Annotated in this window: 31 protein-coding genes and 2 pseudogenes; 15 read left to right on the forward strand and 18 right to left on the reverse strand. The window is 59.3% G+C overall.

Annotation, left to right across the window (positions count from 1 at the left end; genetic code table 11):
• The first annotated feature begins 526 nt into the window (after positions 1–526).
• Positions 527–730 (forward strand): hypothetical protein, encoded by a 204-nt coding sequence (locus VSR68_RS41415; protein WP_342945199.1) that lies wholly within the window; start codon positions 527–529, stop codon positions 728–730.
• 274 nt (positions 731–1,004) lie between these two features.
• On the opposite strand, the gene VSR68_RS41420 is transcribed toward VSR68_RS41415, so the two are convergent.
• Together VSR68_RS41420 and VSR68_RS42995 are read right to left on the reverse strand one after the other, a co-directional pair.
• The gene (locus VSR68_RS41420; RefSeq protein WP_342945200.1) at positions 1,005–1,454 is read right to left on the reverse strand and encodes an RDD family protein; all 450 of its coding nucleotides are present in this window, start codon (positions 1,452–1,454) and stop codon (positions 1,005–1,007) included.
• Positions 1,454–1,699, reverse strand: a complete 246-nt coding sequence (locus tag VSR68_RS42995) for a DUF2442 domain-containing protein (protein WP_428983707.1) — start codon at positions 1,697–1,699, stop codon at positions 1,454–1,456. The genes VSR68_RS41420 and VSR68_RS42995 overlap by 1 nt, the downstream gene beginning before the upstream one ends.
• 1,125 nt (positions 1,700–2,824) lie before the next feature.
• Here VSR68_RS42995 and VSR68_RS41425 point away from each other — a divergent pair.
• Positions 2,825–3,352 (forward strand): Uma2 family endonuclease, encoded by a 528-nt coding sequence (locus VSR68_RS41425; protein ID WP_342945201.1) that lies wholly within the window; start codon positions 2,825–2,827, stop codon positions 3,350–3,352.
• A 251-nt stretch (positions 3,353–3,603) separates the two neighbouring features.
• Complete coding sequence (locus tag VSR68_RS41430; protein WP_342945202.1) at positions 3,604–3,969, forward strand: hypothetical protein; 366 nt, start codon at positions 3,604–3,606, stop codon at positions 3,967–3,969.
• Positions 3,970–4,451: 482 nt separating this feature from the next.
• Here VSR68_RS41430 and VSR68_RS41435 read toward each other — a convergent pair whose 3' ends face one another.
• Together VSR68_RS41435 and VSR68_RS41440 are read right to left on the reverse strand one after the other, a co-directional pair.
• Positions 4,452–5,327 carry an NAD(P)-dependent oxidoreductase gene (locus tag VSR68_RS41435; RefSeq protein ID WP_342945203.1) on the reverse strand — a complete coding sequence of 292 codons (876 nt, stop codon included), beginning with the start codon at positions 5,325–5,327 and terminating at the stop codon, positions 4,452–4,454.
• A gap of 132 nt (positions 5,328–5,459) precedes the next feature.
• Positions 5,460–6,059 carry a short chain dehydrogenase gene (locus VSR68_RS41440; RefSeq protein ID WP_342945204.1) on the reverse strand — a complete coding sequence of 200 codons (600 nt, stop codon included), beginning with the start codon at positions 6,057–6,059 and terminating at the stop codon, positions 5,460–5,462.
• Positions 6,060–6,159: 100 nt separating this feature from the next.
• Between VSR68_RS41440 and VSR68_RS41445 the strand changes: the two are divergent.
• Positions 6,160–6,425 (forward strand): annotated as a pseudogene (locus VSR68_RS41445) (copper-transporting ATPase); the annotation flags it as partial.
• A gap of 146 nt (positions 6,426–6,571) precedes the next feature.
• Entirely contained in the window at positions 6,572–6,889 is a 318-nt protein-coding gene (locus tag VSR68_RS41450) for a P-II family nitrogen regulator (RefSeq protein ID WP_342945205.1), read from the forward strand.
• Positions 6,890–7,439: 550 nt separating this feature from the next.
• Here VSR68_RS41450 and VSR68_RS41455 read toward each other — a convergent pair.
• Complete coding sequence (locus VSR68_RS41455) at positions 7,440–8,021, reverse strand: phasin family protein (protein WP_342945206.1); 582 nt, start codon at positions 8,019–8,021, stop codon at positions 7,440–7,442.
• Positions 8,022–8,699: 678 nt separating this feature from the next.
• Between VSR68_RS41455 and VSR68_RS41460 the strand changes: the two genes are divergently transcribed.
• Positions 8,700–9,146, forward strand: coding sequence for an MTH938/NDUFAF3 family protein (locus VSR68_RS41460; RefSeq protein WP_342945207.1), 447 nt, complete (start codon positions 8,700–8,702; stop codon positions 9,144–9,146).
• A 134-nt stretch (positions 9,147–9,280) separates the two neighbouring features.
• Here the strand turns inward: VSR68_RS41460 and VSR68_RS41465 are convergent, their stop codons facing one another.
• Positions 9,281–9,568 (reverse strand): GYD domain-containing protein, encoded by a 288-nt coding sequence (locus VSR68_RS41465; RefSeq protein WP_087732701.1) that lies wholly within the window; start codon positions 9,566–9,568, stop codon positions 9,281–9,283.
• Between the two features lie 297 nt (positions 9,569–9,865).
• Positions 9,866–10,507 carry a 2OG-Fe(II) oxygenase family protein gene (locus tag VSR68_RS41470; RefSeq protein WP_342945208.1) on the reverse strand — a complete coding sequence of 214 codons (642 nt, stop codon included), beginning with the start codon at positions 10,505–10,507 and terminating at the stop codon, positions 9,866–9,868.
• Positions 10,508–10,738: 231 nt separating this feature from the next.
• On the opposite strand from VSR68_RS41470, the gene VSR68_RS41475 reads away from it, so the two are divergent.
• On the forward strand, positions 10,739–11,458 hold the full coding sequence (locus tag VSR68_RS41475; RefSeq protein WP_342945209.1) for an IS6 family transposase: 720 nt from the start codon (positions 10,739–10,741) through the stop codon (positions 11,456–11,458).
• 504 nt (positions 11,459–11,962) lie between these two features.
• On the opposite strand, the gene VSR68_RS41480 is transcribed toward VSR68_RS41475, so the two are convergent.
• A complete protein-coding gene (locus tag VSR68_RS41480; protein WP_342945210.1) occupies positions 11,963–12,484 on the reverse strand; it encodes a hypothetical protein in 522 nt (173 codons plus the stop codon).
• Between the two features lie 255 nt (positions 12,485–12,739).
• On the opposite strand from VSR68_RS41480, the gene VSR68_RS41485 reads away from it, so the two are divergent.
• Positions 12,740–13,156, forward strand: coding sequence for a hypothetical protein (locus tag VSR68_RS41485; protein WP_342945211.1), 417 nt, complete (start codon positions 12,740–12,742; stop codon positions 13,154–13,156).
• Between the two features lie 535 nt (positions 13,157–13,691).
• Here the strand turns inward: VSR68_RS41485 and VSR68_RS41490 are convergent.
• Positions 13,692–14,459, reverse strand: coding sequence for an inositol monophosphatase family protein (locus VSR68_RS41490; protein ID WP_342945212.1), 768 nt, complete (start codon positions 14,457–14,459; stop codon positions 13,692–13,694).
• Positions 14,460–14,623: 164 nt separating this feature from the next.
• Between VSR68_RS41490 and VSR68_RS41495 the strand changes: the two genes are divergently transcribed.
• A complete protein-coding gene (locus tag VSR68_RS41495; RefSeq protein WP_342945213.1) occupies positions 14,624–14,854 on the forward strand; it encodes a hypothetical protein in 231 nt (76 codons plus the stop codon).
• 4 nt (positions 14,855–14,858) lie between these two features.
• On the opposite strand, the gene VSR68_RS43000 is transcribed toward VSR68_RS41495, so the two are convergent.
• Positions 14,859–15,638, reverse strand: coding sequence for a response regulator (locus VSR68_RS43000; RefSeq protein WP_428983710.1), 780 nt, complete (start codon positions 15,636–15,638; stop codon positions 14,859–14,861).
• A 517-nt stretch (positions 15,639–16,155) separates the two neighbouring features.
• On the opposite strand from VSR68_RS43000, the gene VSR68_RS41500 reads away from it, so the two are divergent.
• Complete coding sequence (locus tag VSR68_RS41500; protein ID WP_342945214.1) at positions 16,156–16,434, forward strand: DUF2442 domain-containing protein; 279 nt, start codon at positions 16,156–16,158, stop codon at positions 16,432–16,434.
• Between the two features lie 44 nt (positions 16,435–16,478).
• On the opposite strand, the gene VSR68_RS41505 is transcribed toward VSR68_RS41500, so the two are convergent.
• Both VSR68_RS41505 and VSR68_RS41510 read right to left on the reverse strand, forming a co-directional pair.
• Entirely contained in the window at positions 16,479–18,230 is a 1,752-nt protein-coding gene (locus VSR68_RS41505) for a hybrid sensor histidine kinase/response regulator (RefSeq protein WP_342945215.1), read from the reverse strand.
• A 320-nt stretch (positions 18,231–18,550) separates the two neighbouring features.
• Positions 18,551–19,219: a response regulator gene (locus VSR68_RS41510; RefSeq protein WP_342945216.1), complete on the reverse strand. Its 669-nt coding sequence runs from the start codon at positions 19,217–19,219 to the stop codon at positions 18,551–18,553.
• 242 nt (positions 19,220–19,461) lie between these two features.
• Between VSR68_RS41510 and VSR68_RS41515 the strand changes: the two genes are divergently transcribed.
• Both VSR68_RS41515 and VSR68_RS41520 read left to right on the forward strand, forming a co-directional pair.
• Positions 19,462–19,881 carry a PRC-barrel domain-containing protein gene (locus VSR68_RS41515; protein WP_342945217.1) on the forward strand — a complete coding sequence of 140 codons (420 nt, stop codon included), beginning with the start codon at positions 19,462–19,464 and terminating at the stop codon, positions 19,879–19,881.
• Positions 19,882–20,210: 329 nt separating this feature from the next.
• On the forward strand, positions 20,211–20,654 hold the full coding sequence (locus VSR68_RS41520; protein ID WP_342945218.1) for a hypothetical protein: 444 nt from the start codon (positions 20,211–20,213) through the stop codon (positions 20,652–20,654).
• 131 nt (positions 20,655–20,785) lie between these two features.
• Here the strand turns inward: VSR68_RS41520 and VSR68_RS41525 are convergent, their stop codons facing one another.
• Positions 20,786–21,151, reverse strand: a complete 366-nt coding sequence (locus tag VSR68_RS41525; RefSeq protein WP_342945219.1) for an antibiotic biosynthesis monooxygenase family protein — start codon at positions 21,149–21,151, stop codon at positions 20,786–20,788.
• A gap of 104 nt (positions 21,152–21,255) precedes the next feature.
• Between VSR68_RS41525 and VSR68_RS41530 the strand changes: the two genes are divergently transcribed.
• Positions 21,256–21,717, forward strand: a complete 462-nt coding sequence (locus tag VSR68_RS41530) for a MarR family winged helix-turn-helix transcriptional regulator (RefSeq protein ID WP_342945220.1) — start codon at positions 21,256–21,258, stop codon at positions 21,715–21,717.
• A 243-nt stretch (positions 21,718–21,960) separates the two neighbouring features.
• On the opposite strand, the gene VSR68_RS43005 is transcribed toward VSR68_RS41530, so the two are convergent.
• Positions 21,961–22,224, reverse strand: a complete 264-nt coding sequence (locus VSR68_RS43005) for an SDR family NAD(P)-dependent oxidoreductase (RefSeq protein ID WP_428983712.1) — start codon at positions 22,222–22,224, stop codon at positions 21,961–21,963.
• Between VSR68_RS43005 and VSR68_RS41535 the strand changes: the two are divergent.
• Positions 22,131–22,382, forward strand: a pseudogene (locus tag VSR68_RS41535) (SOS response-associated peptidase family protein); the annotation flags it as partial. The gene VSR68_RS43005 and the pseudogene VSR68_RS41535 overlap by 94 nt on opposite strands.
• 99 nt (positions 22,383–22,481) lie before the next feature.
• On the opposite strand, the gene VSR68_RS41540 reads toward VSR68_RS41535, so the two are convergent.
• The 4 genes from VSR68_RS41540 to VSR68_RS41555 form a co-directional block, all read right to left on the reverse strand.
• Entirely contained in the window at positions 22,482–22,841 is a 360-nt protein-coding gene (locus VSR68_RS41540) for a diacylglycerol kinase (RefSeq protein WP_342945221.1), read from the reverse strand.
• 299 nt (positions 22,842–23,140) lie between these two features.
• Entirely contained in the window at positions 23,141–23,992 is an 852-nt protein-coding gene (locus tag VSR68_RS41545) for a hypothetical protein (protein ID WP_342945222.1), read from the reverse strand.
• A 422-nt stretch (positions 23,993–24,414) separates the two neighbouring features.
• Positions 24,415–24,723, reverse strand: coding sequence for a hypothetical protein (locus VSR68_RS41550; protein WP_342945223.1), 309 nt, complete (start codon positions 24,721–24,723; stop codon positions 24,415–24,417).
• A gap of 11 nt (positions 24,724–24,734) precedes the next feature.
• Positions 24,735–25,127: an H-NS family nucleoid-associated regulatory protein gene (locus VSR68_RS41555; protein WP_342945224.1), complete on the reverse strand. Its 393-nt coding sequence runs from the start codon at positions 25,125–25,127 to the stop codon at positions 24,735–24,737.
• A 200-nt stretch (positions 25,128–25,327) separates the two neighbouring features.
• On the opposite strand from VSR68_RS41555, the gene VSR68_RS41560 reads away from it, so the two are divergent.
• On the forward strand, positions 25,328–26,323 hold the full coding sequence (locus VSR68_RS41560) for an H-NS family nucleoid-associated regulatory protein (protein ID WP_342945225.1): 996 nt from the start codon (positions 25,328–25,330) through the stop codon (positions 26,321–26,323).
• Positions 26,324–26,513: the final 190 nt, after the last annotated feature.

A 26,513-nucleotide genomic window follows, 5' to 3' on the forward strand; every position in this document is an offset into this window, starting at 1 on the left:
CCGGCGACAATTACCCGACGACAATTACGATGGAGGCGCGACAACTATGAATTAGCCATCGACAACTACACCCGTTGACCGGCCAAAATAGTTGTCGCTGACCGGCCGTGCTGCTTGACGCTGTCTAACTGGCCGAGCCGGTGTTGTTCCTGTGAGGGTACGAGGGTCTGCCGCAAAAGGGCACCGGTAGCGAGCACATCTGGCAGCATCACGAGCAGTTCCGTGCGCTTCTGCGCGACGACGCCTCGATGCAGGCATCGCTCGCCGCGGAAAACGAGCGATTCAAGCCCAGACTGTTGACGGGCCGCGCACTCGATGCCCCGCTGGCGTGAGCCGCCGGTGCTGTTTGCCGCACGGCTTTGTCTGAAGTATCAGGTCTGCCGAGCCCATCTCCCAGATGGGCGTTTCATGTGCGCCTGATGCCCGCAGCACGGCGCTAAACTGAGCGTGCTCCCCGTCCGCCGTCCTGTCACTGTCACGGGCACCGCGCCGACCTGGCGCGCAAGCCTGGGTGGGAGAAGGCACGATGGCGATTGAGAGAATCTGGGTGAGGGCCAGCTATACGGTGAGTAAGAACTCGCAGCGCAGTTCCGGCCAGGTGGAGTTCATCGCGCGCGTGACTGAGCCCGAACCGGGCGACAGCCTGACTGAGCGCGCAAGGCAAGCCGTGGCCCGTCGACTGCACGTGCCCGCGTCGAGCGTCGACATCACCGGGCTTATCAGTGACTGAACGTTAGCATTCCGGCAAGGGTCGAGAACCGACGTCGGGCACGGCACGCAGACACGCAGCGTGAAGAGGCCACTCCGTGCGGTGGACCGCGGTATCGCAAACCGACAATGCGTGTCCACAGGAGACGGCGTTATCGGCGACATTGTAGTCATGCTTCGTTGCCCACGAGTCTTGCGCCGGCCAGCCGTGGAGGTTGTTCGAATTCTCGCGTCACCGACGCAACGCGCCGCTACCTCAAGCAGTGTCGAACGCACCTGAGCTGCGGAACCCTCTCTCATTTCTTTGTCGGTAAATTGCTGACCATCGCTGCAATATCAATCACCACCGTGTTGGCCACGCGGTCATGTAGAGCTTGCTTCCTCGGATTGGACAGCACCCACAAAAACCCAGCGCCGAATGTTGAAAAAGTGAGCAAATAGCCGAGAGTGCGCAACATAGCTTGCGTCACGGTCATCGGCTGCCCGGTATCCGCATCCACGATTCGAAGGCGCACCGCGCGCTTTCCCGGTGACGTTCCCCAAACGGCCCACATTACGCCAGTGACCAATATCGGGATGCACTGGCCAACCATAAGCCAGAGAATGGCGGACGAGGCAAAAGCCTCCGGTGCCATCAGGATGTCTTCGGTCGAAGGTCCGAGGGGGATGAACAGGAGGATGAACGTCCACCATATCGAATCAATGAAAAGCGCGCGGGCGCGCTGCGAATAGGTTGCGTAGCGCATCAGAAGCCGTGCGTCGACCACGTTACCGACGGATGGCAGACTCCAGCGTCCTCGTCAAGCTCGTCCCAATGCGGAGCTTTGCGCGAGCTTGAGATGCGCACTCGCTGACGTCGAGCGGGCAATGCTGCAACCAGGCGCCGGAACCATGCCAATGGAGCGCGTAACGCGCGACCGTCGCTCAGTTCGACAGCAAGGGTTGTGTCGTCAAACAGCACCTCTATCGAAACGGCCATCATAGTATGCATCCAATGTTTGTCGTGCTACCCGGGTCAATCGAGCAGCGACTGCTGTTGCCCTTTGTCAGTCGGCTTCACATAGAGCCGACGTACGCGCTGCCAATCGCTCAGGATTCGTTGCCCGCTATTCTGAACTAAGCGGAGGAACGGCCGACGTGTTGGCGGCTCCTCCTTGCGCCAATTTTTTGACGGAGTAGCTGACGAAGGGATGGCCATTCGCACCTCGCGCGCTCGTCGACCACGCCACCGTGATAATTTTTGCCGCCGGGGTGTCGAGCGCGGAGAAAATCGCATGCTTGCACGCGCTATCAAGCCCGAGTCGGGCCTGAGAATAATCACTGGACGAAGTTTTGCCGTGCGACAAGTCTCCGCTTGCACCGCTTCCGTCACCGCCAGGACCACCTCCCAGGAAAGGGCGTCCTCACGATTCGCATGCTCCAGGTCCGCGAGGAGTTCATGCCAAAATTTAACGCCTCTGTGCGAGCGACCGGGACCGCGCACGAACCGCAAGCGTGCCAGCAATGCAGCGGTGCGGGCCGCCTCGACTTGCGCTGCTTTCGTGACCGTCCGGGAACGGCCCCGAACACAGCTTCGCCGGCTGACAATGGACGCGGCAAGAAGGGCCAACATCATGACGATGACAAGCGCCTGATTGCCTTGGAGCAAATTTTCGTATGTCATACGGTCAGGATTCGTGCGTTTTTGTTGCGGTGCGGCGAAGCCTCATTCTAGAGTTGAACGCGTCGAAGTCAATGGGTGTGTCGATGTGTATCTGATGCCACTTCACGCGACGAACCAACGTTACAGTTGTCTATGGCGGGCGGTTGTGGAGCAGGGGGGGTTGGCAGTTGGAGTCGCGGCGGTGCGCGAGCTACAACCTCACAAAATTGCTGCGGCTTGCTGGACACGTTCGCCCCTGTTCATTACCGGAAAAATGTCACTTTCCTCGTCACGCCAGGGCACGCACGTACAATCGGCTAGAAACCTGTCAATCGAGGGGCGCGTCGTCATTCGCCCGGGGTCTTCTTGTAAGGCGAGTCGCATCGGAGTGTCCCGCATTATTCAGGCGGCCGACCTGGACCCACGCTTCCGCGAGGGTATACACTTGGCATTGACTCTTTCGCTGAGAGCACCATGAGAACTCAAAATCTCCGGGGGCAGGACAGGCTGCTGGCAGTATGGCAAAACCTGGCTGCTCACGCGGCCAGCGACGGACGGGTCGAGTACGAAGTCGACCCGCTCGGACAAGTCATTGACCATCGACTGGTGTGTCCATGGCATCAACTTCTCGTCACCGACATGTTCTGCCAGCTTGCCTCGCAGTTGGGGCCTCGCGTGGCGATGCGTCAACCAGTAACCACGCGCTCGTTTGGCATCCGCATTGTCGACGTCGTGTGGATGCCCGAGGAGAAGTGGCCCGAAATCGATTCGGGCGCTCCGTTACCTTTCGTTCCCGAACTGTGCATCGAGGTGCTCGCCGATGACAATGACGTCGACCACGTTGAGCGCAAGGCTGACGCGTACCTCAACGGCGGTGCGCAGGAAGTCATCATCGTCGGCCCCCTCGGGCAGGTCGAGTATCGAGGCCTGGACGGCCCGCGTGCGTCATCCTTGTTTCGCGTAACCCTCGAGCCGGACCCGATGTTTTTTGCGTGGGCGTGACATCCATCGATATCGTTCGAAACGCCCCTTCCTAAAGCAGTTGTGAAAATCGGACCTGGTTTCAGAGGTGGTACATGCCCAAATTGTCGAAATTTCGATAAGCGAGCAGTTTTTGACATCGCGGAGCGTCATGTGATGGCCGCGAGTTGTCGATGTCAGACTTGTGTTTTCGATTGTCAGGCGGGTCAGGTCGATGACGGCGCCCGAGTGAAACGGGCTCGGGCGAGAACGTAGCACGAAGGCAAATCAGAATGTTGGAAGCAGCGTTGGACAATGTGCACGGGGCGTTGATGGGTTTTGCAGTCCACCACGACGCGCTCTTTTCGCTCTTGCTGGTTGCTCCTGCCGCCGTCGCCTACGTTTTCGCATTCCTCGTCTGCTACCGTTCGCGGCCTGCCCGTGCCTTCATGCACGGGCGCACGGCTGTGTCTATTGGACTCGTCGCGTTGTTCCTTACGACCATTGACCAATACGCATTGCCGCATGTACTGCGCGCACTCTCGTTCGACACGATGTGCGCCGCCATTCCGTTCATAATGCTGGTCCTTGGTGCGTGCTGGGGTGCATTCGTGGCAAGCTTAATGGCGTGGTGGCATACCCACCAGGTTGTCCACTGAACTTCAGCGCACCTGATGTCGCAGAAAGAACGGTCCGCCGAGAGCCCTGCGGACTTATCGTCTACGCCTGAAGAGGCTCGTTAGCTGTCGCGACCGATGCCTGAGATTTTGTCGTTTTGGCTGGCGTGAGCGAGGTTCGAGCGCCAACCTTCTAGCTTCGTCTACCTGAGGCGAGCTTTCCGACAAATCGCCGTTTTTCCACATCCAGAGTGGCAGAACAGTTACGACAGCCCAGTTACCGATGTCCTGCACGACGACAAAACAGCGGTCGTCCGCTTTACTGTAGATGAGGCTGCAGCGCCGGTTGGGCAGGACCTCTCCAAGCGACACTCATCGCCTTTGTCGACCATTTCGTGGGGTGCGACCCACGACCGTCGAGGACAGGACCGTCTTCTGGAGAAGTGAACCGCTGCCTCCTACGCGTTATTGGTGCTCAAGCGATACTCCACGTCGTCTGGCGGTTGCCGTGTGCCGAGCGAATTTCACGAGGGCTTCGCAGGCTTTATCATATTGTCTGCCGATAGCATGCCCGGCAACGCCTCAACGAAGAAATCTGCCTGCAATGCCGCGCCAGCCTGGACGTCGTATTGTGAAAAGTCCCGCACACCAGCTGCCAGGAGCACTTCGTCATCGAGAAAGAAGTTTCCCGAGCACTCCCTGGATGGACGGGTCAGTATGTAATGGGCGGCGTCGGCGACTATCTCCGGCTTGCGACACGCGGTAATCATATCGGCGCCGCCAATCTCGTTTCGCACGGCGGCCGTCGCAATTGCGGTTCTTGGCCACAGCGAATTTACGGCGACGCCACGGTCCCTGAACTCGCCAGCTAGCGCCAGTGTGAACAGGCTCATCGTGTACTTGGCGATGGTGTATGGCGGGAAATCCTTGAACCACTTTGCATCGCTGACCAGCGGTGGCGACAGCGTAAGAATGTGTGGATTCGCCGAATTGAGCAGGTGAGGCAGGCAGGCCTGGGCACAGACAAACGTGCCTCTGCCGTTCACCCCATGCATCAAGTCGTACCGCTTGACGGGCGTATCCAGTGTTCCCGTCAGCCGGATGGCGCTGGCATTGTTCACGAGTATGTCGATGCCGCCGAACACTTCAACGGCCCGGGCAACCGCGCCCTTTACGCGTTCCTCATCGCGAATGTCGACCACCAGCGCAAGCGCCTTTCCTCCAGCTGCTTCCACGGCCGCCGCCGCCGTATGTACCGTGCCCTCGAGCCGCTGGTCCGGGTTGGCCGTCTTCGCTGCAATCACAATGTTCGCGCCGTCACGTGCTGCCCGGAGTGCAATCGCAAGTCCAATACCGCGACTGCCTCCTGACATGAACAGTGTCTTGCCGACGAGGTTCATGGTCGTCTCCTCAATACTTGGCCTTGCATGCGGTTAGATACGAAACGTGGCGCTGCCATGAGTCAAAACACCAGGACTGAAGTCGAACGCTTTTGCTGCGACAGCACTGCATTAGCGACTGCGGCGCTGCTTTCACGACTTCTTGACTGGAATGACCTGTCCCGTGACGTCCTCGACCAGACTTCGCTTGTACGCCCGGGCCACCACCGCAGCGGGAATACCTGCCGAATAGGCTTGTCCCATTGCGGCAAGCGTTTCTGAAACCCAGCCTGGGCTGACGACATTGACCCGTGCCTTGCCCTTCAGTTCGAGCGCTGCTGACCGCACGAACGCTTCGACGCCTGCATTCACGATGCCTACGACGGCACTCCCTGTGACAGGATGCAAGGAGAGAATGCCGCTGGTAAGCGTCAAGGACCCTCCTTGGGTAACGTGACCAACCGAGCATCGGACGAGATTGACCTGTCCCATCAGCTTGTTGGCCAGGCTGAACGCAAAGTCGTCATCCGTCAGCGATTCGAGCGGTGCGAATTTCGCCGCACCGGCAACGCAAATCACGGCATCGACAGTTCCGAGCTGCTGGTACATCGAGACGATAGATGCCTTATCTGTGAGGTCCACGGACAGGTCAGGTCCGTTGCGGCTGGCACTAATGACCTGATGTTCGGGGGAAAGCAGTCGCACAACTTCCTTGCCGAGCAGTCCCGTTGCGCCGACTATCAATACGCGCATGGCTCCTCCTTATACTGAAGGTCACGCCGGCGCCTAGCGAAGCATCGCGCGTGGCGTGAAGACGAACGAATATCGTACTACTGCCCGAGACAACGCGAACGCCGCGAATAGCGCGCGCGTCGTGTTCGTGAAGGGTGACCTCCGTGGTATCAGGCGGGCCCGCTGGCTCTGCGTGGCAACAACGAAGAACATCCGGCACAACCTGTTTTTCGGGTTCGCCTGCAGCGCCATCGGTGTACCGGTTGCCGCTGGCGTGCCTTATCCGTGGCTCCGCATCCTGTGGAGTCAGATTATCGCGAGTGCGGCAATGGCGCTGACGTATCGGTCATTGGAAGCGCTCTGCGGCTGAGAAGCGCGAGAATATAAGTCACAGGCAGTGCGCCAAAAAGCAGACTGCCTGCAGTTGACCACGTCGTAAGCGCCCGGCAGCCCAAGCCGCATTTGAACCTGGCACCGCTCCATCTGCTGCCCAATTCTTTCGCGCGCCGCGTTGCATTTGAGGGGAGACAGATATGGAACTGAAATGCGTTGTCGCCATCGTTAGGCCTGATGTGATTGAAGTGCTGGAGCGAAAGCTCGCAGCCATTCACGTGCGTGGCATCACCGCAACTCATGTGCGAGGGTTTGGCACACATCCGAACCTGTTCGCGAATGACTGGACGACCGAGCACACGAAAATCGAAATCTTTGCGCGTGCGGAAGACGTGGATGCGCTGGTCACGACAATCATGGACATCGCTCATGTCGGCGCAGTCGGTGACGGAGTTGTCGCGGTGCTTCCTGTGGAAAAGTTTTTCCGGATTCGTAGCAAATCGGAGGCAACGCCGTAACGTAGCGGTCAAAGCTGGCGCGATTCTGCAGTCGTTCGACATGTAGGGAGGCCGTATCAGTAAAGCCGCATGGACGGTGAGCGACGGCGGCGTGGGACGCGGCTCCGCTGCACCTGGCGTTAAGTGCAACGATTTGGGGAGTATTTCGACTCCGCGCAGTTGACCCCTGCCACCGTAGAAAGGCCGATGGCTTTCAAGGCGAAGGGCCGATATGGTCAGACGGGTTCACGAAGGCGACAAGGCCAAGGTGCGTATCGAAACTTCGACGGCACGCTGACCATCGTGACACGGCTATGGACTCGAAGTCGACCATGCTCATGAGGATGAGGCAGAACACATCTTCGGCGCTGCCGGCGCGTTCACGACGTTTTGCGGCCTCAGCAACCGTACCGAATAGCAGAAGCCGAAGTGGCGAATACGGCGTGCGCCACAAAGAACGACCAGTGCATAACGACAGTTGGACTTGTCCACGCGGCGGTCACATCGCCGCGCGGCCAAACGCGTTAGCTCGCCGCGCTGTACGACCACGCGGGTGCTGCGTTCCTTCAAATTATTGCTTCGTCGACTTCGCTGCTTTTGCCGCTTTCTCGACTTCCTCCCCAGCCGCTTCGGTCGCCTCCGATGCGGCTTCCGTTGCGGCTTCCAGGTTACTTTGCACGACTTCGACTGCCTGCTTCGTTGCCTTTTGCACGCTTTCCTGAGTGGTGTCGGCCAGGGTGATAGCTTGTTTCAGAAATGCGATTGCGGCTTCCGAGCCGACCGGGGCGTTTTGCGCGAGATTCTCGACCAACGACTGAACCTGGCGGCTGGCCTCCTGGTACCTGGCATTGACGACCTCTGCCAGCTGCGTTTGCGTGGAGGACGCAATCTCGGCAACCTGACGTTCGTACGTCAGCACCTTCTCCGCCGAGTGCAGCGCCAGAGCGTCTTGCAGACCAGTAACTTCCTGGCTCTCCTTTTTCTCCAGCCCGTCGTGCACGCGGTTATACCAATCGGCAAGCGTTGTTTTCGCCGTATCCATATTAAGTCTCATGAGCTTTTCCTCGCCCTCCAGCATGCTGCCGGCCAGGCCGAAGAAGAAGTCAAGATTCGCTTGCTGGGCTGTAGCAAGTTGTCCCTGAAAATCAGTCATGTTCGCCTCCTGAAGATGTATGCCCAACGCCCAGCATGTTCGGCAACGGTGACCAGGTGATGAAGCGCGTCGTATAGAAGCTCCCGGGGCGGCTGCATTTTCGACACCGGCACCGCAGGTATTTTGGTGTCAGCGGCGATTGGCCAGTACAACGTCCTCCGCGCTGGGCTGCGAAAGGTGCTCTACGAACGTCGACAGATGCAGGAGCTGCAAACGACGAAGATTCCATTGCAGGACAAGGACGGTCGGGAAACCAATTGAATTGGTCTATCACGGCACCTTGCGAAGAAGCGTGCCCGCCATCACGATGTGCGACGCAGTCGTTGAACGGTATGTTGAGAGTCGCATTCACGATTGCGGTATCGCACTGCGCATAGCGGCACCCAGGCGACATGCTGATGGCAAGAGGTCCAATGCCTGTAGCTTGCGACTCTGTTACCGTGATATCGATTCCATTTTTGATGCGTTTTGAGGCGAATGGGCATAACCCTCTGGAGCGTTTCCATGCGGGTGAGTCGTTCGGTCAGGTGACGTAGTTTGTGATCGAGTCGAACCAGAGCCCGGGCCCACTGGGCGGGGCACATATACTCGCCGCTTCGAGCAGTTCCACGAACAGCTATTCTGCAATGGAAGTTCCGTCGACGACACGACCCTTTGCCGTTCCTGCGTGCGCGCGCAATGAACGACGGGCGCTGGTTTTTCTCAATAGCCGGTTATTTGTACCGTACCGCGGCCATTCTGGTGACGGCGGCGGCGATTGGACAAGTGGAGGCGGGTATGCACTTCGACGCGTTTTCCTTCGGTTCCATCCGCATAGATGGCGTCACTTACGAGCATGACGTGGTGATCGATCGCGGGCAGGTTCGCAAGCGCAAGAAGAAACCATCCAAGGCGTTTCGCGAAGCGTTCGGCCATACCCCGGTATCTACGGCTGAGGCCATCCCGTGGAATTGCCAGTGCCTCGTGATCGGCACCGGCACCGGGGCTCTGCCGGTTATGGAGGAGGTAAAGCAGGAGGCCGAGCGCCGGAAAGTCGAACTGGTTATCGTGCCGACGGAGGAGGCTATCGCCAGACTCAAGGAGCAGACAAGCCGAACCAACGCGATTCTGCATGTCACGTGCTAGGGGCGCTTCTTGCACTGCGTTTCAAAGGCGAGCCAGTTCGACCGAAACACCGTGGGGCGTCAGAGCGCCTTGTCATGAAGTACCCGGTGAGCGCGCAAGTCCGGGCACACTACGGAGAGAGATGAACAGCGAGGCTACAGCGCCCCGATGAAATCCTTCCACACGGTCGCTTGCATGGTCTCAGTTGCGGCATGACCATAACCCCGGATGATCAACGCCGCGAGCTCAAGCTGTTTGAGATCGTTCGACTCGACAATGTCCACGACGTCGAATCGCCCGAGTGTCAGATAGCTGTCTTTCCAGATGACGGCGGGGCATTCAGCTTTGATCTTCTCGGCCACGGAGTCGGCGATCTGTTTGAGTTCCTTGGGATCCTTGAACGCGTCAGGAGCGAGGCGGCTGAGGATGACGTAGGTTGCCATGGAATACCTCCGTGCAAAATTGCTCCACGATCAGGTACGGCCCTCACGCTGAAGCTGAGGGCCACTAGTCGGCGGTGCGCGTTCCTGTGCCTCTTCATTATAGTAAGGTCCCCTGCCGTTAAAGTCTGAGATCGTGGGTCTCGCTCGTCGTTTGCCCGCCGGTAATACGCGACGGGTCGACGGCCTTATGCGACGCCCGCCCATGACGGGCGGAAGGGATTTCACGTCCGCAGACGGCCTGGCGACAGGATGTACCCGGGACGGCGCAACGGCCGGGCGAGTTGCGCGCGACCCGGGTCATGGCAACCCCCAGAGCGGGGGGCTCATGATCTCGTCATAGTCGGCGAACATGATGTTGAAGCTGATGCTCACGCGAGCCTGCGCGCTCGTATTTGCCGAGACCGAATGCGGTAGCCAGGCCGGGAATATTAACAACGTGCCTTCGCTGACCGGCAAGACCACCTGATCCGTGTTGTATGCTGTTAGCTCAGTGACGGGCGGACGAATAATCGCCGTCTGCGGGCGGGGATCATGAAAATTGATCGTGTCCGCGCCCGTTTGCGAGCGCAGGTAGTAGACGCCGCTCAGGAAGTTGTTCGGATGACTGTGCATCGCGTGTGACCCGCCTGGCGCGAGCACATTGATCCAGCATCCGGTGATGCGAAATGGGGCATCGGCTACTTTGAGAAAGATGAGTACGTCGCGGGCTGCCTGTTCGATCAGCGCAATCAGCGCAGCGAGCTCGGGCTTTCCATGCTGCTGGTGTTCGGATTGCCACGCAGCGCCGCTACGGGCGCCATCGCCGCTCCGGATCAGGACGTCCACGTATGCCATCAGATCCCGATCCAAGGGCTCGTAACACGCGGGCTCGAGGCGGCGCTGCCATACGAAAGTCGGAAAGATGCGGATGACATCTGGAGTGGAAGTGGAGGCCACCATTGCCGTGCGCGTGTCGCGCTGTATGGGATACCCACTTGTCACTATAGGTCGGAAGTCGGCACTGGGTTGCCGCATCAGGTGATCAAGAACATCGGAGGGAGAAAATGAATTCTGCTGAAAAGCAAAGCGTGGTCGTTGTTGTGGCGCACGCCAGGCTCCTGATCAACTTGGTTGTGGTGCAATTCGGATGTGCTGGTCTGTTACGCTCGGTTTTTTGACGAGCACGAGCCAATGCGTAAGCTGAAAGACATTGACGGATTGTTTAACGGGCGCCACTTCGATCGCGAAGTTATTGTCCTTTGTGTCCGCTGGTACCTGCGTTACAAGCTCAGCTTTCGAGACCTCGCTGAAATGATGGCCGAGCGCGGTCTGTCGATGGCGCACACGACGATCATGCGCTGGGTCCAGCGCTTCACGCCGGAGTTCGTCACACGCTGGAATCGCCGGGCCTTGAAAGCCGGTCAGTCGTGGCGAGTCGACGAGACCTATGTGAAGATCCGTGGCAAATGGTTCTATCTTTACCGCGCAGTTGACCGGGCGGGAAAAACGGTCGATTTTCGACTCAGCGCCAGGCGGGATGTGGCTGGGGCAAAGGCGTTCTTCGCGAAGGCGATCAGAAGTCAGGGCCGCGCTCCCGCAACGATCACGCTGGACGGCTACGCGGCGTCCCACCGCGCGGTGCGCGAAATGAGGGCCGATGAGATCTTGCCCGAAGACACGACGTTGCGATCGTCCAAATACTTGAACAATCTGATCGAGCAAGATCATCGCAACATCAAGTCCAGGATCAACGCGATGCTCGGCTTCAAATGCTTCAGAAACGCGGCCGTCACGATCTCGGGCATCGAGTTGATGCATTGCATTCGCAAAGCTCAATTCGATCTCACGAACCTGCGCCTCGAAGATACCAGTGCGCCCGCTATTTGGAAGACAGTCCTTTCCGCTCGATGAGGTGGCGGCGAATACGCCGTTTCTCGCTCGCCATTGAAATTTACACCAGAGCCCCAGGAGACGCGTGTGCCCTTGTACTCCGAAATCAGCTCTGCTCGACCGATATTCTGATTCGCAAAGACACCCTGCCCATGCACGGATGAAGGTTGCACGATGAATCTGGAAACTGGGGATCTATCAGGCCGCATGTATCGACTAATGATTCGGGTCACAACTGTTGCCAGTCTTCGGACCAGGTATTGAGGAAAAGGGCATCGCGCCGTAGTCGCGTCGTGGCTCACAGCGTTCGGTGGCAGGGTGAAGCAGCACAGGCGAAATGTTCGGGACATGTGCCTGGCTGCATGGCCGTGCGCCGTCAGGTCCAGTCCAATACTACTACAGGCTTCCCCTTGAGCCTTGCGAAAACGCGGAAACGCAGCGGAACCTCGCTGTCCAGGCCGCTGGATGATTACGCGCAGTAGGCCCGACATCGGTCGTACGTCCCCCATATGGCTCTGCAGCGAATCAGGACGTCGAGCCGGGTTGTGGCCAAGGCCAGCCCTTCTTCTCGTCGGGCCCATCCCACTCAGTGGGCGGTTCCGACTCGACCGACGCTTCCAACGGGCTTGCGTCGCTCGCGGCAGCGTGCGCCAGTTCGCTCGAAGCACCGCTTTTCATCGCGGGAAGCCCGGTCCCGAACCAGCTTACCTTCTTCTGCATATGGGCGACATATGCCTTCCAGCCGTCAGGGTTGCCGCCAAAAAGGTCATGCTGAACGGTCGACGCAAGCGCGTTGCGGTTGAGCTCCGCCTCGAGCAGTTCCTTTGGCCACAGGAAGAATGCGCTGGCGACGCGTGCACCGAACTCGGCCACCGTCATTCTCGGGTCCAGCGCCCGGAGGAACTCGAACTCCTGCAGCGATTCCTGCGACCTTGCAAGCCGCGCCACCGGTGCATCCGGTCGGCTTGTCTTGGCCAAACAGCTCGATGCTTCTAGCATGTCCCCGAGGTGAAGCAGCAGCTCGCGTCTGTCGAACCGGTCGTCCATCGGCATCTCCGTCCTTCGCGTTCACGGTCGATGATACTCGCGCCTTTGATGTAAGCGCGCGGGAAGGTGCTTTCAAGCAGGCGCCTGGCCGTGGTCAGCAGATACGTGGCGTGAACGTCATCGACGTTCAGGTCCTATTGGACTAGCTGGTGGCGCTCGAGGACTGAGCCGACAGCCAGCCGGTCGGCGAACTTCCGCATACGCTGTCAGTGTGTATTATGGACCGCATAGCCCCTGACCTCGCGGATAGACGCTGTGGACGTATCGTTCCTCATCGACCCGATTTACAAAACCGTCACCAGCGTGCAGGACGGCTATGCCCGTGCTGGCGAACTTATCGGCACAGAGCTGACCGATACTGCGACGCTTTGGGGTGAACCTGCCGACTCGGATACATCTGTCCAGGTCATCGTCGCAGACGACAGCCTGGCAAACAACACTACTTCGCGAGGATTCTTCAAGGTCACGCTTGAACTGGAAAGTGTAAGAATGGAGCGGGTATTTGCGGGAAAAGCAGTACTCAATGCGTACGGCAGTCCGCGTCCCGACATCAAGGAGCAAGTCAAAACGCTCAAGGCGATGCGCGAGCGCGTCAGTTTCATCAGCGCCGAAGAAGCGTTTCAATGGTTTGAGGAGAACACTGGCGGCTCACCGTTTTCACAGGAGGACTGAAGCGGGCTTGCGGTCAGGAAGGTGGCCGCAGAAAAGCCTGCGAGCCAGGCGCCCCAACAGCATGTCGCGCTTTGTACGCTTATCGGTGATAGCACACCGTCGCCTATCAACCTGACATGCGTTCCCCAAGGTCACTCCGCTCGACGCGAGGGTTTTGCCGATTTCACGACGAACATCGCTTGATAAACGTGGTGTCAATGGACAAACAGAAACAAGCCGCGCAGACGCTTATCAATTGACTGTGCGCAATTGTCCGAGGACCGAATCGATTTCGGCGCGATTCAGCGCCGAGGCATCAGCGTGTTCAGAGACAAGTTTCTCGAGAAGCCTTACTGCACGACGAAGATACTCGCACGAGCGCACGTCTTGCAGTACCGCCTTCGGGACACCGTTGTCGGTGATGACTATGACGCAGTTACTGCCGTGTGCATGTCTAACGGCACGTGAGGGTGAAACTTAAACAGTCACAGCAGGATTCGTCGGATACCGGGCGCAGATGTCGTCGTGGCTGTTGGCTCATGCAGCGAGGTTTCGGCTACGCTTGTCCAAGGACTCGAAGCGCTTCGGCGTGTAGTTCTGATGTCGCGGCCGCGATGACCGTGCCATCGAAACTTTCGTTAACCAGATGACCAGACCATGTCGTCACAACGCCGCCCGCACCGCGAACGACAGGTATTAGCGCGGCTACATCGTAAATTTCCAGGTCGGTTTCCGCAACGAGGTCAACGTGGCCGGAGGCTAACAGGGCATAACCGTAGCAGTCGGTTCCGAACCGTGAAATTCGGACCGAGCGCGACAGAATTGAAAAGGCTTCTGACGCCTCGCCAACGAAAATCTGTGGGTCCGTCGTGCAAAGCCGCGCGTCGCGCACTTGTGTACACGGACTGACTTTGCAAGGCACACCGTTGAGGGCGGTGTGATTGCCGTACCCTATCCAGCGCTCATGCAGTGCCGGGGCTTCAATCATGCCGTAAGCAGGAAGTCGGTTTTCCAGCACCGCTACGAGCGTCCCGAACAGCGGGAGACCGGCTACGAAGCTCTTCGTGCCGTCGATGGGGTCAATCACCCAGGTGATGCCGTCTCCAATCTCTCCGCCTTCCTCTTCTCCTACGAGGTTGTGCGATGGATACCGCGACAGGATGAGTTCGCGCAGTCGTCGTTCAATCTCGCGGTCCGCTACTGTGACTGGAGTCTCGTCGGACTTCGTTGCGACGTCAAACCTGGTCCGGAAGTGCTTCAACGCGAGGGCGCGTGCTTCGTCGCCGAGTGATTCAAGAAACCCACAGGTGTCCATCGGTGACATGTTTCTGCATCCTTGATGCCGTCAATGCGGCCGCACGGCCACAGCACGCCGTGCCGATGCGGCAAGCACGACTTGGGAGTCTCCCGTCGCGTCGACCCAGTCCCCGGAAACCGGAACGTTGGCTGTCGCATAAACTACTGACATTCGGCGTCAGGAGGGCGCAAATGAATCTGGACGACGAAATGCGCGACCTCCGGCAGGCCGACGATGCCATTTCGGCTGCGCGCTCTCGAATCCGCCGCCAGTTCGAATTGCTGCAGGCGCTTGAGAGAGACGGGCACAATACGGGGCTGGCCGAAAAGCTGCTCGCCGAAATGCAGAATACGCTCCAGGCGATGATTGAATATCGCGCGACAATTGCAGCGGCTATCGACAGCATAAAGTCGAAGCTGTAGCCGTTCACGCGACGGCCTGCGTTTCTCCGAAAAGGGACCTCTGTCCAGTGATGTCGACCGCGCTGCCAACTGGGTACACGTGCCTCGCGAATACCGAAAGCTCCCTGCGACCGCACCACGCACCGAGTGCGCTAGATGCGCGGTGACGTTCGTGAATGAGATGCGCGGTCCAGTTCGACGAGCGTTGCGACGCTGACGCACAGGCAGTCATACAGTTCTCCGCGAGTTCCGGATTAACGCTGCTGCTGTGAAGCCTTTGCAAGCGCCTCTCCTGAGCCCGGACCAGTTCGACGCCTCGCTGGATGCGGCGTTCGCGCGCCGATGCGGTCCGCGTGTGCTCGTGTTCGCCGGGAATTGCGAACGGCAGTCCGCCCCATTGTCCTTCGGCGCTCTCCGTCGACGGAGGACTGTTCGACGCATACTGTGCGCTTGCAACGGAAGGTGCGGCGAGCCCATCGAGCACCGCGAGCAGTTCAGACGGGGCAAACGGCTTTCGCAGCATGGCCGCGACAGGGACTGCCGGAACGGCCGCACGCGCAGACATGAGCACCACTGGAACCGGCTCAGATGCGGGTATCGTCCTGATTCGACGGGTCATTTCGATGCCGTCCATCAGCGGCATTGTCACGTCAGAAACGATGACCTGCGGATGGCTGTCACGCGCGAGGCGCAAGGCTTCGCGTCCGTTCGGCGCAACGACTACTTCGTGGCCTGAAGCGTCGAGCACAGCTCTGAGCGCTTCCCGCAAGTTGGCATCGTCGTCCACCAGTAGTATGCGAGTCATGCAAGTCCTTCCGAACCGCGATGAATGCTTCCTGCAACTTCGGTTCCCGGGCGTGCGTTCGCGTATGGTGGGCGCTGCCGAGAAACGCGTCCACAGCGTGGGCCTGTACTTTTTGCGCTAATGGCAAAAGATTCGTGCTTGCGTCGGCCTGGTTTGCCCTGCTCAGCGCTGCACGAGACGGAATGAGAAGTGCAGATGGGGTAGATGAACGCATCAAGGGCACAGTGCCGTGATTAGTTAAGTGGTTAAGGCCGACCAACGTCTGTTGACGTTCGCGCGGTGATGTGGGTAGCCGCCGTCTCCCCCGTCGTGCACAGGTCTATTGCCGGGCCCTCCCTGTGGTAGCCGGCGAGCATCGCGCGCCACGCGTTGTTGCGTCAAGGCGCACTGGGCGGGAAGCAAGTCGTCGGCAACGTCGGTCCGCGCGGGAGCGGCTTCACGAGACGCCCGGAAAGGCGGCAATCGCCGTTCTGCCCAATGTCGCCTGTGATTTTCCCTTCTGTGTCGGGAGGCAGCCATGCATGCCGAAGCGATTGATGTGCACTTTGAGAGTTCGAATGTGTTTCTGCACTTTGCCGATGGCCGCGCTGTCGGGTTTCCACTCGACTGGTTTCCACTTCTGCAGGTTGCCAGCGACAGGGACAGGGCCAACTTCGCAATTTCACTCGACCATCAGCAACTCTTCTGGCCCGAGCTTGACGAAGACATGAATGTCACGGCTCTGCTCTCGTTGCCCGCTACGTGGCAACCCTGGCCCGCGAGCTTTGCCGGCTCGGTCAAATGCGAGGACGCATAGCGATGGATTGTGGGCCCGGCTGTATCGACCGGACCAGGCCGACGTCACCCGCGCAGCACTTCACCCAGGTCCTCAAGCGACGGCGGCTTCACGAGATAGCAGTCGAATTCGTCCGCGCCGCGTTCGGGTGTCGTCGCAGCATATCCGGTGAGCGCGACGAGGCGGGTCGAGGCGCACTGTGTTCGCTGCCTCAGCAGACGCGCAAGCTCGTGACCGTCCATGTCGGGCATGTTGATGTCAATCAGTGCGACGTCCGGCGTGAAGGACTCAACCAGAGACAGGGCTTCCGCTCCACTCCGTGCGCGCTTCACCTCGTGACCGTCCAGCGTCAGCAATGTCGCCAGCGCTTCCGTCGCATCGGGGATGTCGTCGACAAGCAGGATGCGGGCAGGTGGTATCCCGTGAGAGGTGGATGCAGCGTGCGCAACCTGAGTTCGACAGACAATCGGTAGCCGCACGATGACTTCCGTGCCCTTGCCTTCGCCTTCGCTGTGGATAGCAATCTCGCCCTGGTGCGTATTCACCAGGTACCTGACGACGGACAGTCCCACGCCAAGGCCGCCTTCTGCGCGCATGCGGACATCAGGCGCCTGCGTGAACAGGTCGAAGACGTGTGGCAGCAGGTCTGGCGCGATACCCATGCCGCTGTCGCGAATGGTGGTGACGACTTCACGCGGCGCTGAGTCGTGCTCGGGAATCGTGCCGGGGTCGGCGGCTTCGACGCGGAGCGTGATTTCACCGCCGGATGGCGTGTATTTGACGGCATTCCATAAGAGGTTCGAGAAGACCTGCGTCAGCCGGCCGGCGTCAGCAAACACCGTCAGCGGATACGGCGGCTGTTCCGCGCATAACCGCTGCTGGCGCTTCTCGGCTTCCTCCCGGACTGTGCCTATCGCATCCTTGATGATGTCACCGAGCAGGCCGTAGGCGCGGTGAACACCTAGCTTGCCGGTCCTGATGCGCGAGGCGTCCAGCAGGTCGCCCACAATGCGCTTCAGCTGTCCCACCTGCCGGTTGGCAACGGCGAGAGCGGATAGCACGGCGGGACTGTTAGCCGCCAGCTTTTGCGCGGCCGCCAGTGCGCTGTCGACCGGGGCGAGCGGACCGCGCAATTCATGACCCAGCATCGCGATGAAATTGTCCTTGTTGGCTTCCGCTGCGGCGAGCGAGCGCCGTGCCGCCTCGGCTTCCACGGCGCGTGCTTCGGCAGCGGCGTTCGCCTGCCTGATGCTCAGTGCGGCGCACGTAAAATTCGCAAGGCTCGTCAGGACTCGGCGATGTTCGTTATCAAAGTGATGTGCTTCGTCATGCGACATCACCCATAGTGCGCCCCACGGCTCGGGTACGCCGGGAACCGGCACGACGAGTTCTTCAGTAATCTCCGGCTCGATATCGGCCATGCAGGCGAACTGGCGCTTCGGGAACGCGAAAAGTTGCGGCGCCTCGAGTTCGAGTGCCACACCCGCAGGGCTGTCATCGGATGGAATGATATGGCCCACATAGGCTGCGCACCGGCCGGATACGGCGACCCAACGAAACGGGGAAGGTTGCGTAGCATCGCGGTCTCGCAAGCTGATACCCGCGCTGCCCGCATCGCAAAGTGCGAGAGCCATGTCGACCAGCGTCTGGAGCATGACGGCATCCGACGCACTGAGCGCTCTGGCCAACGTATGCAACGCCTCATTTTCAGCCGCATAGTCAGGTGCGCGGCGCGCTCGCGCATCCAGCTTCCCGGTGGCGAGCACCCGCGCGCACCGCGCGTCGTTTGTCGCATCAGTATGTGTCAGTCTGGGCATGCCGCCCTCTGTCGGAGAGCCAATTCACATCACATTCTAGTTCGGCAATTCTGACCGGAATATTGGAAATAGATGCGGCAGTGCAATATGAGCAATGCGGGGCGAATAGCCCGCACGTCACTCGGCGAGAGGTCTCGCCTGCTCGGCACAGCGTCTCCTCGTCCATCGCAAGCGGTTGCGACTGCCGACATTTGAAACGTCGTGCGTCTTCCCGTGCAGAATCTTCATCGCCTGCAGCAAAACGGGCGCGGCGTGCGGCCGCAAGCCAGCGGTTGCGCGGACTGCCAGGAGGAATGGTCAGGACCGCGCTTTCGTCATCACTAACTGACTTGTGAATTGCGGTGTCCGCCGGCAACGTGCGACGTGGCAGGAAGCGATATGGGTGCGGCTGTAACCAACATTTCGAGGCTGACCAGCGCGGCAACGCTCGCGACAAGTGCCTCATACGACTGTTCTGCGAGGCTGACGTCGATTCCCCAGTTCCGGACGAGGTCAAGGCGTGCTGCCTGTTCGCGAACAAGCTCCAGTCCACGACGGACGCGCACCGCGCAGGCTTCAGCTCTGGCGGATACCTCCGGTCCGGAAAACAATGCGGAATGGTGCTCTGGTTCGCGATACCGGGCTACTGTGGGCGCGTCGCCGACCTGCGTCGCGGCCTGAGACACAGATTCGAGTAGCACGGTTGGGTCGAATGGCTTCTTGAGTATGCGCTCCACGGGAACGCTGGCCTCGGTATCGACGCCCGACATCAGGATAATCGGGACACGGGAAAGTCGCGGGATAGCTTTCAACATGCGAACCAGGTCAGTTCCTTCCAGAGCCGGCATGTGAATATCGGAAACGATGACCTGCGGAGGGTCCCTTATGGCTGCGCCCAATGCCTCGAGGCCGTCGTTTGCGACCGTGACGTCGTGTCCATCAGCTGTCAGGAGCGCGAATAAAGCTTCCCGCAGATTTGCGTCGTCGTCGACTAAAAGCACGCGGCTCATCAGAGCGCTCCCCCAATGCGATCAATACATGCGAGCAACCGGCATTCCCATAACCGACGGTCAGTTCATTCCCGTGCCGGCGCGCCCCAACAGGCGTCCACGGCCCTACGAGTGATGCGTCAACGTCTCTCGATGGTTATAGGTACATCGGTTCTCGTTTTGGTCTGAAGACGCTGCTTGCACTCCAGCGGGCGCGACCATTGCTATGGTGCTAGGGTAAATCGCCGTTTCAAGGGGAACGTATGAGACCTCTCAATCATGGGAATGGGTCTCGTATTGATGAAAGCCGCGGCAAAATCGTCGGTGACATGGACCGACAGATGCCTGCGGTTATGCCGACGTCGACGTTCGCAGGCGTGAGAGTGATTTCGGTCGACGGCAACGACGTCGGAAGAGTCTTGGAAATCATGGCGGACATGCGCGACGGTCGAATCGTCTATGTGGTGCTGGCCGAAGGAGAATTCCTGGGCACGGGACTCACACTCCGGGCTATTCCGTGGAGCGCATTAACTCTTGATATCGCCAATGAGTGTTTCCGTCTCGACATGAGTGCCCAACAAGTCAAGGACGCACCAGCATTCGATGGCGACAATTGGCCGTCCATGGCGGATGCAGCGTGGGGCCAGCGGATGCACAAATACTACAATCGGCCGCCTTATTAACGACAGAAGCACACTTGAAATGTTCTCGAAGTCCGCGCACCAGCGTTAACTGGAAGCAACGGTGTTATCCGATGCCTACCAGTGAAGTACCACATCAAGCTGTCTTCACGAGTGCGTTCGAAACCGGAGTTGTGCATCAGGGTAGTGGGCGCCCATCCTTTGTATGATGAAACTGGCCCGCATCGACGGTCGAGGCAGCTGGCGACGGCAGCACACCTACCCGCTGTTATGCCACTTCGCTAGAATTACTAAGTAAGTGGTCTTGCTGTGTAAGTGCTATGCATTCGGGGACGACGGCTACGCTAATAGGAGGGGCAGGTGACACTCCAGTGCTCCTCGGTACGGTGCCGATGCCGGCATCTGCGTCGACGGACCCGTTTGTCATTGCTGACGAGGGCCGTGTCATCCTCATCTATCGCATTGCGCCCTACGAGTTGAGTCGGTACGGTCGTTTCGTTCAGAAAGAAGAGCCTTTCTGTGTGGTCCGATTCGACGGCGCCGTCTTCCAAAGCCTCGGTCCACCCAACGATGAGGAGTTGGTTCAGCACGTCCTGTATGCAAAAGGCTTGCGTCCCTACGGCGCGTATGAGGTCCTGGCACCGAGCCTGGTTCTCGAGTGGTGGCCGAACATTTCGCCGGCGATTGCGCTGCGGCATTTCATCTTCACGTTCGAAGACAGTAGCTTCGAATGCGTTGCGAGCAGCTGTGAGCTTGCCGGCATCTTTTCGTCGGCTGATATCGCACGAAGCGAGGGCTTTTTGTGGTTGCGATGAAGGCGGTCGGCTCAGGTCGTCTCCTCCCGGCGGGTCTGACTGTTGACTGCTCTGCGGGTCTCGTCGCCAGCCGTGCTAAGGCTGTCGCTGTGCCCGTCGGAAGTATCCACTTCCGATAGGCAATGCAATTCCTATGCGACGCAGATTCCCGGCACCGCAACTTTCTGGAACAGATGCGGACTGGCAGCAGCCGAAGACGGATAGGTTGAGACCTTCGCTCTGAACGCGGGATGTGTGAACGCAGCCCTGAAATGAGCGGTAGATTCCCAGACGGCGTAATTGAGATACGTTGGACTTTCGCCGATCGCGCGGTGGAGTTGGGTGGAAATGAAACCCGGCTGACGCTTCATGAATTCTGCGTCGTCTTGCCAGACTTTGAGGAACGCCTGCTCATCAGCCTTTTCCAGCGTGAAGACGTTCACCAGGACGACGGGCGAGGTATCGATTGCAATCTGACGTTCTATCGGAAAGGCAGGGTCGAGGGGGCGGATGTGCATGGAGAACTCCTTCCGATGATAATCTATATCGGTTCAATGATTCCACATTGACATCATGATGTCAACGTGGAATCATTGAACCACATTTCTGGATATGGTGATAGATGCGCAAAACCAAGCGAACACCCGCCGGAACGGCCTTGTCCGCCATGATTCTCGACCTGTTTCGGCTCAACAATCGACTGCTCTCAGCGGGAGACCGTCTGGTCGCCGAGGTTGGCTTGACGAGTGCCCGCTGGCAGATTCTTGGTACCATCGCCGCAACTGAGCGGTCACAGCCGGTCGCGTGGCTCGCACGCGATATCGGAGCGCACCGCCAGAACGTTCAGCGCATCTTGAACGAACTGGCAGCGGAGGGCCTCGTTTCTTTTGAACCCAATCCGCACCACCGACGGGCGGCCCTTGTCGTATTGACGGACAAAGGGTTGCAGGCATTCGAGGATGCGATGCACCTGCAGGTGCCATGGGTCAACAACCTTGCGCAAGACCTTCAGGTAAAGGAACTGGAGAATACACATAAGGTCATCACAGGAGTGCTTCGGAAACTGGAAGGCGACGACTCATAGCCACCGTTCCTGGAAACGACTGTCGGAATCTCTGTGCCGATGGCGTGGCATTCGTTTGGTGGTCGGAAGCGCTCACTGTTTGGGGCCCATGCATATGGCGAGGAAGGCGTTCGCTTTTACACTCGCTAAAAGAGCGTAATGCAAAGGTGGCCTGACGTGTCGAGCGTCTTGCTACTGAGGGCGCGCGTCCGATTATCCAGTTTGGCCGAGACAAATGCGCGGCTGAGTCTCTGCTTGCCTGTATCAATGGGAATGGCCACCATGTGCAAGCGGACCTGAGTTCTGTCGAGGGTCCCTTTTGGCACGGCTCGCCACATTCACGATGCGTCCACCGCCAGTTTCCCTGAAATGGCGGATGGCTTCCTTGCACAGGTCCACGGCAGCGAAGAAATTTACCTGGAATTCTCGATGGGCGGCAAATGCTCGTGGCGTGCCTGTGGTCAAAATGGTCCGCGCCGGGCGAACCGGACTTGCTGTCCTTTGCGGCGATAACCGATGAACCGCCACCGGAAGTGGTTGCCGCCGGCCACGACCGCTGCATCATACCCATAAAGCCTGAACATGTTGATGCGTGGCTGAATCCGGACCCGAAGGACCTCACGGCGCGGTATGCGATTCTTGATGACAGGGACCGGCCGTACTACGAGCATCGGCTAGCAGCCTGAGTCGGAGGTGCTGTCGCGCAAATCGTAGTGCAGCGCACGACAACTACTGTTCCCGCTCCGTACAAAGCCGTCGTTGTGCCTGAGGACTGCGGAGAAGCGCTACCGTTCCGCAAATGCGACAACCAGCGTCAGTATTCCGACGAGAGCGGCGCCTGCGCAGACGAGTAGCACAGCTCCTGCAGCACAGTCTTTGGCCGCGCCGATTGCAGGATGATGCTCGGGATGCAAGTGGTCGGCGAGCCTTTCGAGGGCCGTGTTGAAGAGCTCCGCCGCGAGAACCAGCACGGCCATCATCAGGCATAGCGCAGAAAATACAAGCGGCGGCCGTAACCAGGCCAATACCACAGGTAGTGCGGCCGCGAGCACTGCCTGGATGCGAAAGCTGCGCTGGGTTCGCCAGGTTGCGGCAACACCGGCCAGCGCATCGCCGACGCTTTGTAAGAAGGTCCTCTTCGCCATGATTCACTCCCGTTCTCTCATCGGCAGGACACTGCGTGATCCTGCGCGGCCAGCACGTGGAGCGTGATCCAGTCCGAGCACCGAAACGTCTCCCTAGCCAAGACGTTCATTCTGACGCGGTCATTCGCGCGGTGTGACTGGTGTTCTCGGTCGAATCGCGATTCGATCTGACGACAATCGGCTATCCAGCTTTTCTGCCTGTCGTCGTATGCTGAGGCAAGATAGTATGGCGACTCGTCCGGCCTCTTACTACACGCAATTTAGGAGCGTTGCGCACTGAGCATGCGGTGACTGACGCCTCACGCGAAGCCGGCCGGCAGCAGCACCGGCTGCTCGCGACGGCGCGCCGCATCGAGTTCACCGCCGGTCAGCAGTTTTGGCTTGAGCCGCTCGATATCCGCGGCGAGCGCGGCCCGCATCGCCGGGTCGTCGCGCAGGAGGTCCCTGAACTGCACGTGGCGCTTCCAGATATGCTCGCCGTGTTCGCCCTTCGGTGGCAACGATTCATACCAGCGCGAGAACAGAGCAGGCTCCGCCAGCTGCCGGGCACGGGATTCAAGCGACGGCACATAGGGCTCAAGTTCGGACCACGGACACAACAGGTCCATCGATTCGGCGTCATAGCAGAACTCGATGCGCTCCCCCGACTGTCCATTGAGCGCCTGGTGCCACGCCGCCCGACGTTGCGACCACTCCTGAGGCGAAACCTCGTCATCCCGAGCGCCACTGGTCCAGAACGCATATCCGGTCGCTATACCCGCGTCTTTAAGCAACCCCAGGATTTCCTGACCAAACGCACCGGCTACGTAGCCGATGACGCGCTCAAGCAGCTGCGAATGCCAGCACCTGAGGACCACACCGATGTCTACCGCTGGGTCGCGTTCGCCGGCAGCGCGGGCGCGTACCTGCCGCCTGAGAATGGCTTCCCGCACCAACGAGCCCGGCTTCGCCATCACCATGCCCCGTGAGTGACCGGCCTCGCGCGCCAGCTGGGTCCGGTCGAGCATCGAAACGAGAATGCTCGCGTACGCTGCGACATAGCGCCTGCGCTGCAGCTCTTCGATGCCGTCTTTGACCGCCTCCATCAGCGCGGTGATGGGGTGACGCTGTTGCGTCACGAACCTGAACCCCGTATCGACTTTCGTGCTCATGGCTGACTCCGAGAGGGCGGCCCCGTGAAAGGACGAACTCGCCGGAGAAACTGTACGGCCAGGACGGCCGGGTCAATGGCAGGATAAGCGGGTGAAAGACGCGCTATTCCACGCCATAGCCGGCGCCTTGGGACTTCCCAGGAAAGTTTTGCCGGTCAGTGGCGAAAACGAGGCCTCCCCGCGAAGGAGGCGGGGCAGGCGGTGCGCTGCAGGTCAGTGCGGCACCGTAAGACGTGCTAGGCCTGCCTCGGGCGCAGCGCGTGAAGGACTCGTCGCTGCGACGGCTTCATCGGGCGGCGCGGTCGGCCGAAAATCTATTTCGGGTGCCTGCAACTGTCTGCGGTTGAAGTTCGCTCACGTTATCAGACAATCCGTGACAACAGCGGCCGTCATCCCATCGCACGGGAGGCAACGCCACGCGGCTACCGTTTACCTCGTAGGGTGAAGGGAGCCAGGAGTGACTGTACGTCGACCTGCTGTCCCTGAAGGAGAAGCAGTCGCGCGTGAAGCACCGCATTTTCGAGAACGAGTTTGGCCGTGCTGAGCAGATACATTGCCTGGACATCAGAGACCGACAGGCTCGCCTCAATCAGATGATGGCGCTCGACGAGTGAATTCATGACGAGGCGCCTTAGCTCCTGCTCTCCGAATGGCAGGTCCGCGTAGTCAATAGGGTCCTGGGCTTCGACTTCTTGGAGCATGTCCACAAGCGTTTCGGTGCTCACTTCCATGTATCAGCTCCTTATGTCATTAAAGACCAGCGTAGCCAGACCGTTGGCGCCGAACTTTCAGCCTGACGTCCGTGGTGGGGGGCGGGCCTGACGGTAGCCAACGGGCTACCCTCGAATGGGTCATTTTGCCAATCGGTTCTAGGAAGGGGGCTTTTCGCGTGGTTTGTCTCCCCATTTACGGCAAAGTGTTCGAGGGACTGGCCCGCGCTCATAACCTTTTTCAGCCAATGCGGAATCTCTCCCTTGCCGTCCCATGTCTCGCCTGTGGCGCTTCTATGACGAGCTTCTTTTTGCCGCAGCTGGTCTTCTGCGATTGCTGATGCGAGGTCGTCGGGCTCAATGTCGAACTCCTTCATTCGGCGGCGCAGATAAGCAACCATGCGTTCCCGTTTCCGTTCATCCATAGTATTTGCCCTGAGCTACGTTCTGGACTGTGTTGAGATGGACAAATGTAAGCACGCAAGCTTTGTACCTACAAGAAATCATTTTCGCTACGCACTGCGTACTGACAAAGCGGGCGCAGTTCTCAATAATATTGTTCGTCGGCGTCGCGAACAACGAGTTGCTGTGGCATAGTGCGGCTACCATCAAAAAAGGGGGAATAATGTCTACGCTCGAAAACCTACAGGCAAAAATCGCAAAGCTGCAGGCGCAGGCCGAATTGATTGCAAGGGACGAATCGTCAACTGTCATCGCGAAGATTCGCGACATCATGGAGCGTTACGGTCTGACGACTGCGGATATCGAAGCGCACCTTGGTGGCAAAAAGCGTGGCCGGAAGCCGGGCGTTAAGGTTGCAGGCAAGCCGGCAACGGGCGCGGCGAAATATCAGGACCCGAAAACGGGCGCAACGTGGACCGGGCATGGCCGCGCGCCGGCTTGGATTGCAAATGCGAAGGACAGAACCAAATTCTTGATTGACGGCAGCAGCAGCCTGGCAGTCAATATCGGGTCTGCAAACAAATCAAAAGCTGCAGCCAAAGTCCCTGGAAAGGCAATTGCGAAGGGAAAACTGCCACCAAAATACCGAGACCCTAAGACTGGCGCCACATGGAGCGGTCATGCGCGTCCGCCGCAGTGGATTGCCAACGCCAAGGACCGAAGCAAGTTCTTGATTGACGGCAGCTCCGCAGTCTCGGCGCCTGCCGCAAAGAAGACGGCTGCAAAAGCTGGCGCCTACGTCCGCGGACCTCAGCCGGCAAAATACCGTGACCCCAAGACCGGCGCAACCTGGAGCGGCCGCGGCCCCGCGCCGGCATGGCTCGCTGGTGCCAAGGACCGCACGGCCTTTTTGATCGCAGGCGCGAGCGAGGGCGCGGTGGCGCCGAAGACTGCAACAGCCAAGAAGGCACCGCCCTCGGTCAAGAAAACGGCTGCGAAGAAAGCGGCGAGGAAAAAGGCAGTCGCCAAGAAAGGCGCAGTGAAGGAGGCCGAGGCAGTCGCTAAGAAGGTGCAGGCGGAGAAGGCTGCAGCCAAAAAGGCAGTTGCAAAGAAGGCGGCGAAGAAGTCGGTCGCCAAGAAGGCGTCTGTCAGCACCGTCTCGGGCAGTATTGGTCCTGCCGCGGCGCGAGAAACCACCAGCGTGTCGGCTTTCGCTTGACCGACGTCGGCGTCGAACAGTAGGTGGCTGCAAGGATGTCAAGCGGGGCTTGCGCCACGCTTGTGAGATTGACCCGCAAGAACGGACACCTATTCTTTTTCAAGAGGAGGTGCCGAAATGGGCAAGACTCGTACGCCGTACCCGACAGAATTTCGGGCGCAGATGGTGGAACTGGTCAGGGCCGGACGCA

Origin of the sequence: Paraburkholderia phymatum, from assembly GCF_038900715.1 — a bacterium.
Classification (GTDB): domain Bacteria; phylum Pseudomonadota; class Gammaproteobacteria; order Burkholderiales; family Burkholderiaceae; genus Paraburkholderia; species Paraburkholderia phymatum_A.

Bases quoted from the DNA above. Each gene is read 5' to 3' on its own strand.
- VSR68_RS41415 (WP_342945199.1), top strand. From the start codon at position 527: ATGGCGATTGAGAGAATCTGGGTGAGGGCCAGCTATACGGTGAGTAAG.
- VSR68_RS41420 (WP_342945200.1), bottom strand. From the start codon at position 1,454: ATGCGCTACGCAACCTATTCGCAGCGCGCCCGCGCGCTTTTCATTGAT.
- VSR68_RS42995 (WP_428983707.1), bottom strand. From the start codon at position 1,699: ATGCATACTATGATGGCCGTTTCGATAGAGGTGCTGTTTGACGACACA.
- VSR68_RS41425 (WP_342945201.1), top strand. From the start codon at position 2,825: ATGAGAACTCAAAATCTCCGGGGGCAGGACAGGCTGCTGGCAGTATGG.
- VSR68_RS41430 (WP_342945202.1), top strand. From the start codon at position 3,604: ATGTTGGAAGCAGCGTTGGACAATGTGCACGGGGCGTTGATGGGTTTT.
- VSR68_RS41435 (WP_342945203.1), bottom strand. From the start codon at position 5,327: ATGAACCTCGTCGGCAAGACACTGTTCATGTCAGGAGGCAGTCGCGGT.
- VSR68_RS41440 (WP_342945204.1), bottom strand. From the start codon at position 6,059: ATGCGCGTATTGATAGTCGGCGCAACGGGACTGCTCGGCAAGGAAGTT.
- VSR68_RS41450 (WP_342945205.1), top strand. From the start codon at position 6,572: ATGGAACTGAAATGCGTTGTCGCCATCGTTAGGCCTGATGTGATTGAA.
- VSR68_RS41455 (WP_342945206.1), bottom strand. From the start codon at position 8,021: ATGACTGATTTTCAGGGACAACTTGCTACAGCCCAGCAAGCGAATCTT.
- VSR68_RS41460 (WP_342945207.1), top strand. From the start codon at position 8,700: ATGAACGACGGGCGCTGGTTTTTCTCAATAGCCGGTTATTTGTACCGT.
- VSR68_RS41465 (WP_087732701.1), bottom strand. From the start codon at position 9,568: ATGGCAACCTACGTCATCCTCAGCCGCCTCGCTCCTGACGCGTTCAAG.
- VSR68_RS41470 (WP_342945208.1), bottom strand. From the start codon at position 10,507: ATGGTGGCCTCCACTTCCACTCCAGATGTCATCCGCATCTTTCCGACT.
- VSR68_RS41475 (WP_342945209.1), top strand. From the start codon at position 10,739: ATGCGTAAGCTGAAAGACATTGACGGATTGTTTAACGGGCGCCACTTC.
- VSR68_RS41480 (WP_342945210.1), bottom strand. From the start codon at position 12,484: ATGGACGACCGGTTCGACAGACGCGAGCTGCTGCTTCACCTCGGGGAC.
- VSR68_RS41490 (WP_342945212.1), bottom strand. From the start codon at position 14,459: ATGTCACCGATGGACACCTGTGGGTTTCTTGAATCACTCGGCGACGAA.
- VSR68_RS41495 (WP_342945213.1), top strand. From the start codon at position 14,624: ATGAATCTGGACGACGAAATGCGCGACCTCCGGCAGGCCGACGATGCC.
- VSR68_RS43000 (WP_428983710.1), bottom strand. From the start codon at position 15,638: ATGACTCGCATACTACTGGTGGACGACGATGCCAACTTGCGGGAAGCG.
- VSR68_RS41500 (WP_342945214.1), top strand. From the start codon at position 16,156: ATGCATGCCGAAGCGATTGATGTGCACTTTGAGAGTTCGAATGTGTTT.
- VSR68_RS41505 (WP_342945215.1), bottom strand. From the start codon at position 18,230: ATGCCCAGACTGACACATACTGATGCGACAAACGACGCGCGGTGCGCG.
- VSR68_RS41510 (WP_342945216.1), bottom strand. From the start codon at position 19,219: ATGAGCCGCGTGCTTTTAGTCGACGACGACGCAAATCTGCGGGAAGCT.
- VSR68_RS41515 (WP_342945217.1), top strand. From the start codon at position 19,462: ATGAGACCTCTCAATCATGGGAATGGGTCTCGTATTGATGAAAGCCGC.
- VSR68_RS41525 (WP_342945219.1), bottom strand. From the start codon at position 21,151: ATGCACATCCGCCCCCTCGACCCTGCCTTTCCGATAGAACGTCAGATT.
- VSR68_RS41530 (WP_342945220.1), top strand. From the start codon at position 21,256: ATGCGCAAAACCAAGCGAACACCCGCCGGAACGGCCTTGTCCGCCATG.
- VSR68_RS41540 (WP_342945221.1), bottom strand. From the start codon at position 22,841: ATGGCGAAGAGGACCTTCTTACAAAGCGTCGGCGATGCGCTGGCCGGT.
- VSR68_RS41545 (WP_342945222.1), bottom strand. From the start codon at position 23,992: ATGAGCACGAAAGTCGATACGGGGTTCAGGTTCGTGACGCAACAGCGT.
- VSR68_RS41550 (WP_342945223.1), bottom strand. From the start codon at position 24,723: ATGGAAGTGAGCACCGAAACGCTTGTGGACATGCTCCAAGAAGTCGAA.
- VSR68_RS41555 (WP_342945224.1), bottom strand. From the start codon at position 25,127: ATGGATGAACGGAAACGGGAACGCATGGTTGCTTATCTGCGCCGCCGA.
- VSR68_RS41560 (WP_342945225.1), top strand. From the start codon at position 25,328: ATGTCTACGCTCGAAAACCTACAGGCAAAAATCGCAAAGCTGCAGGCG.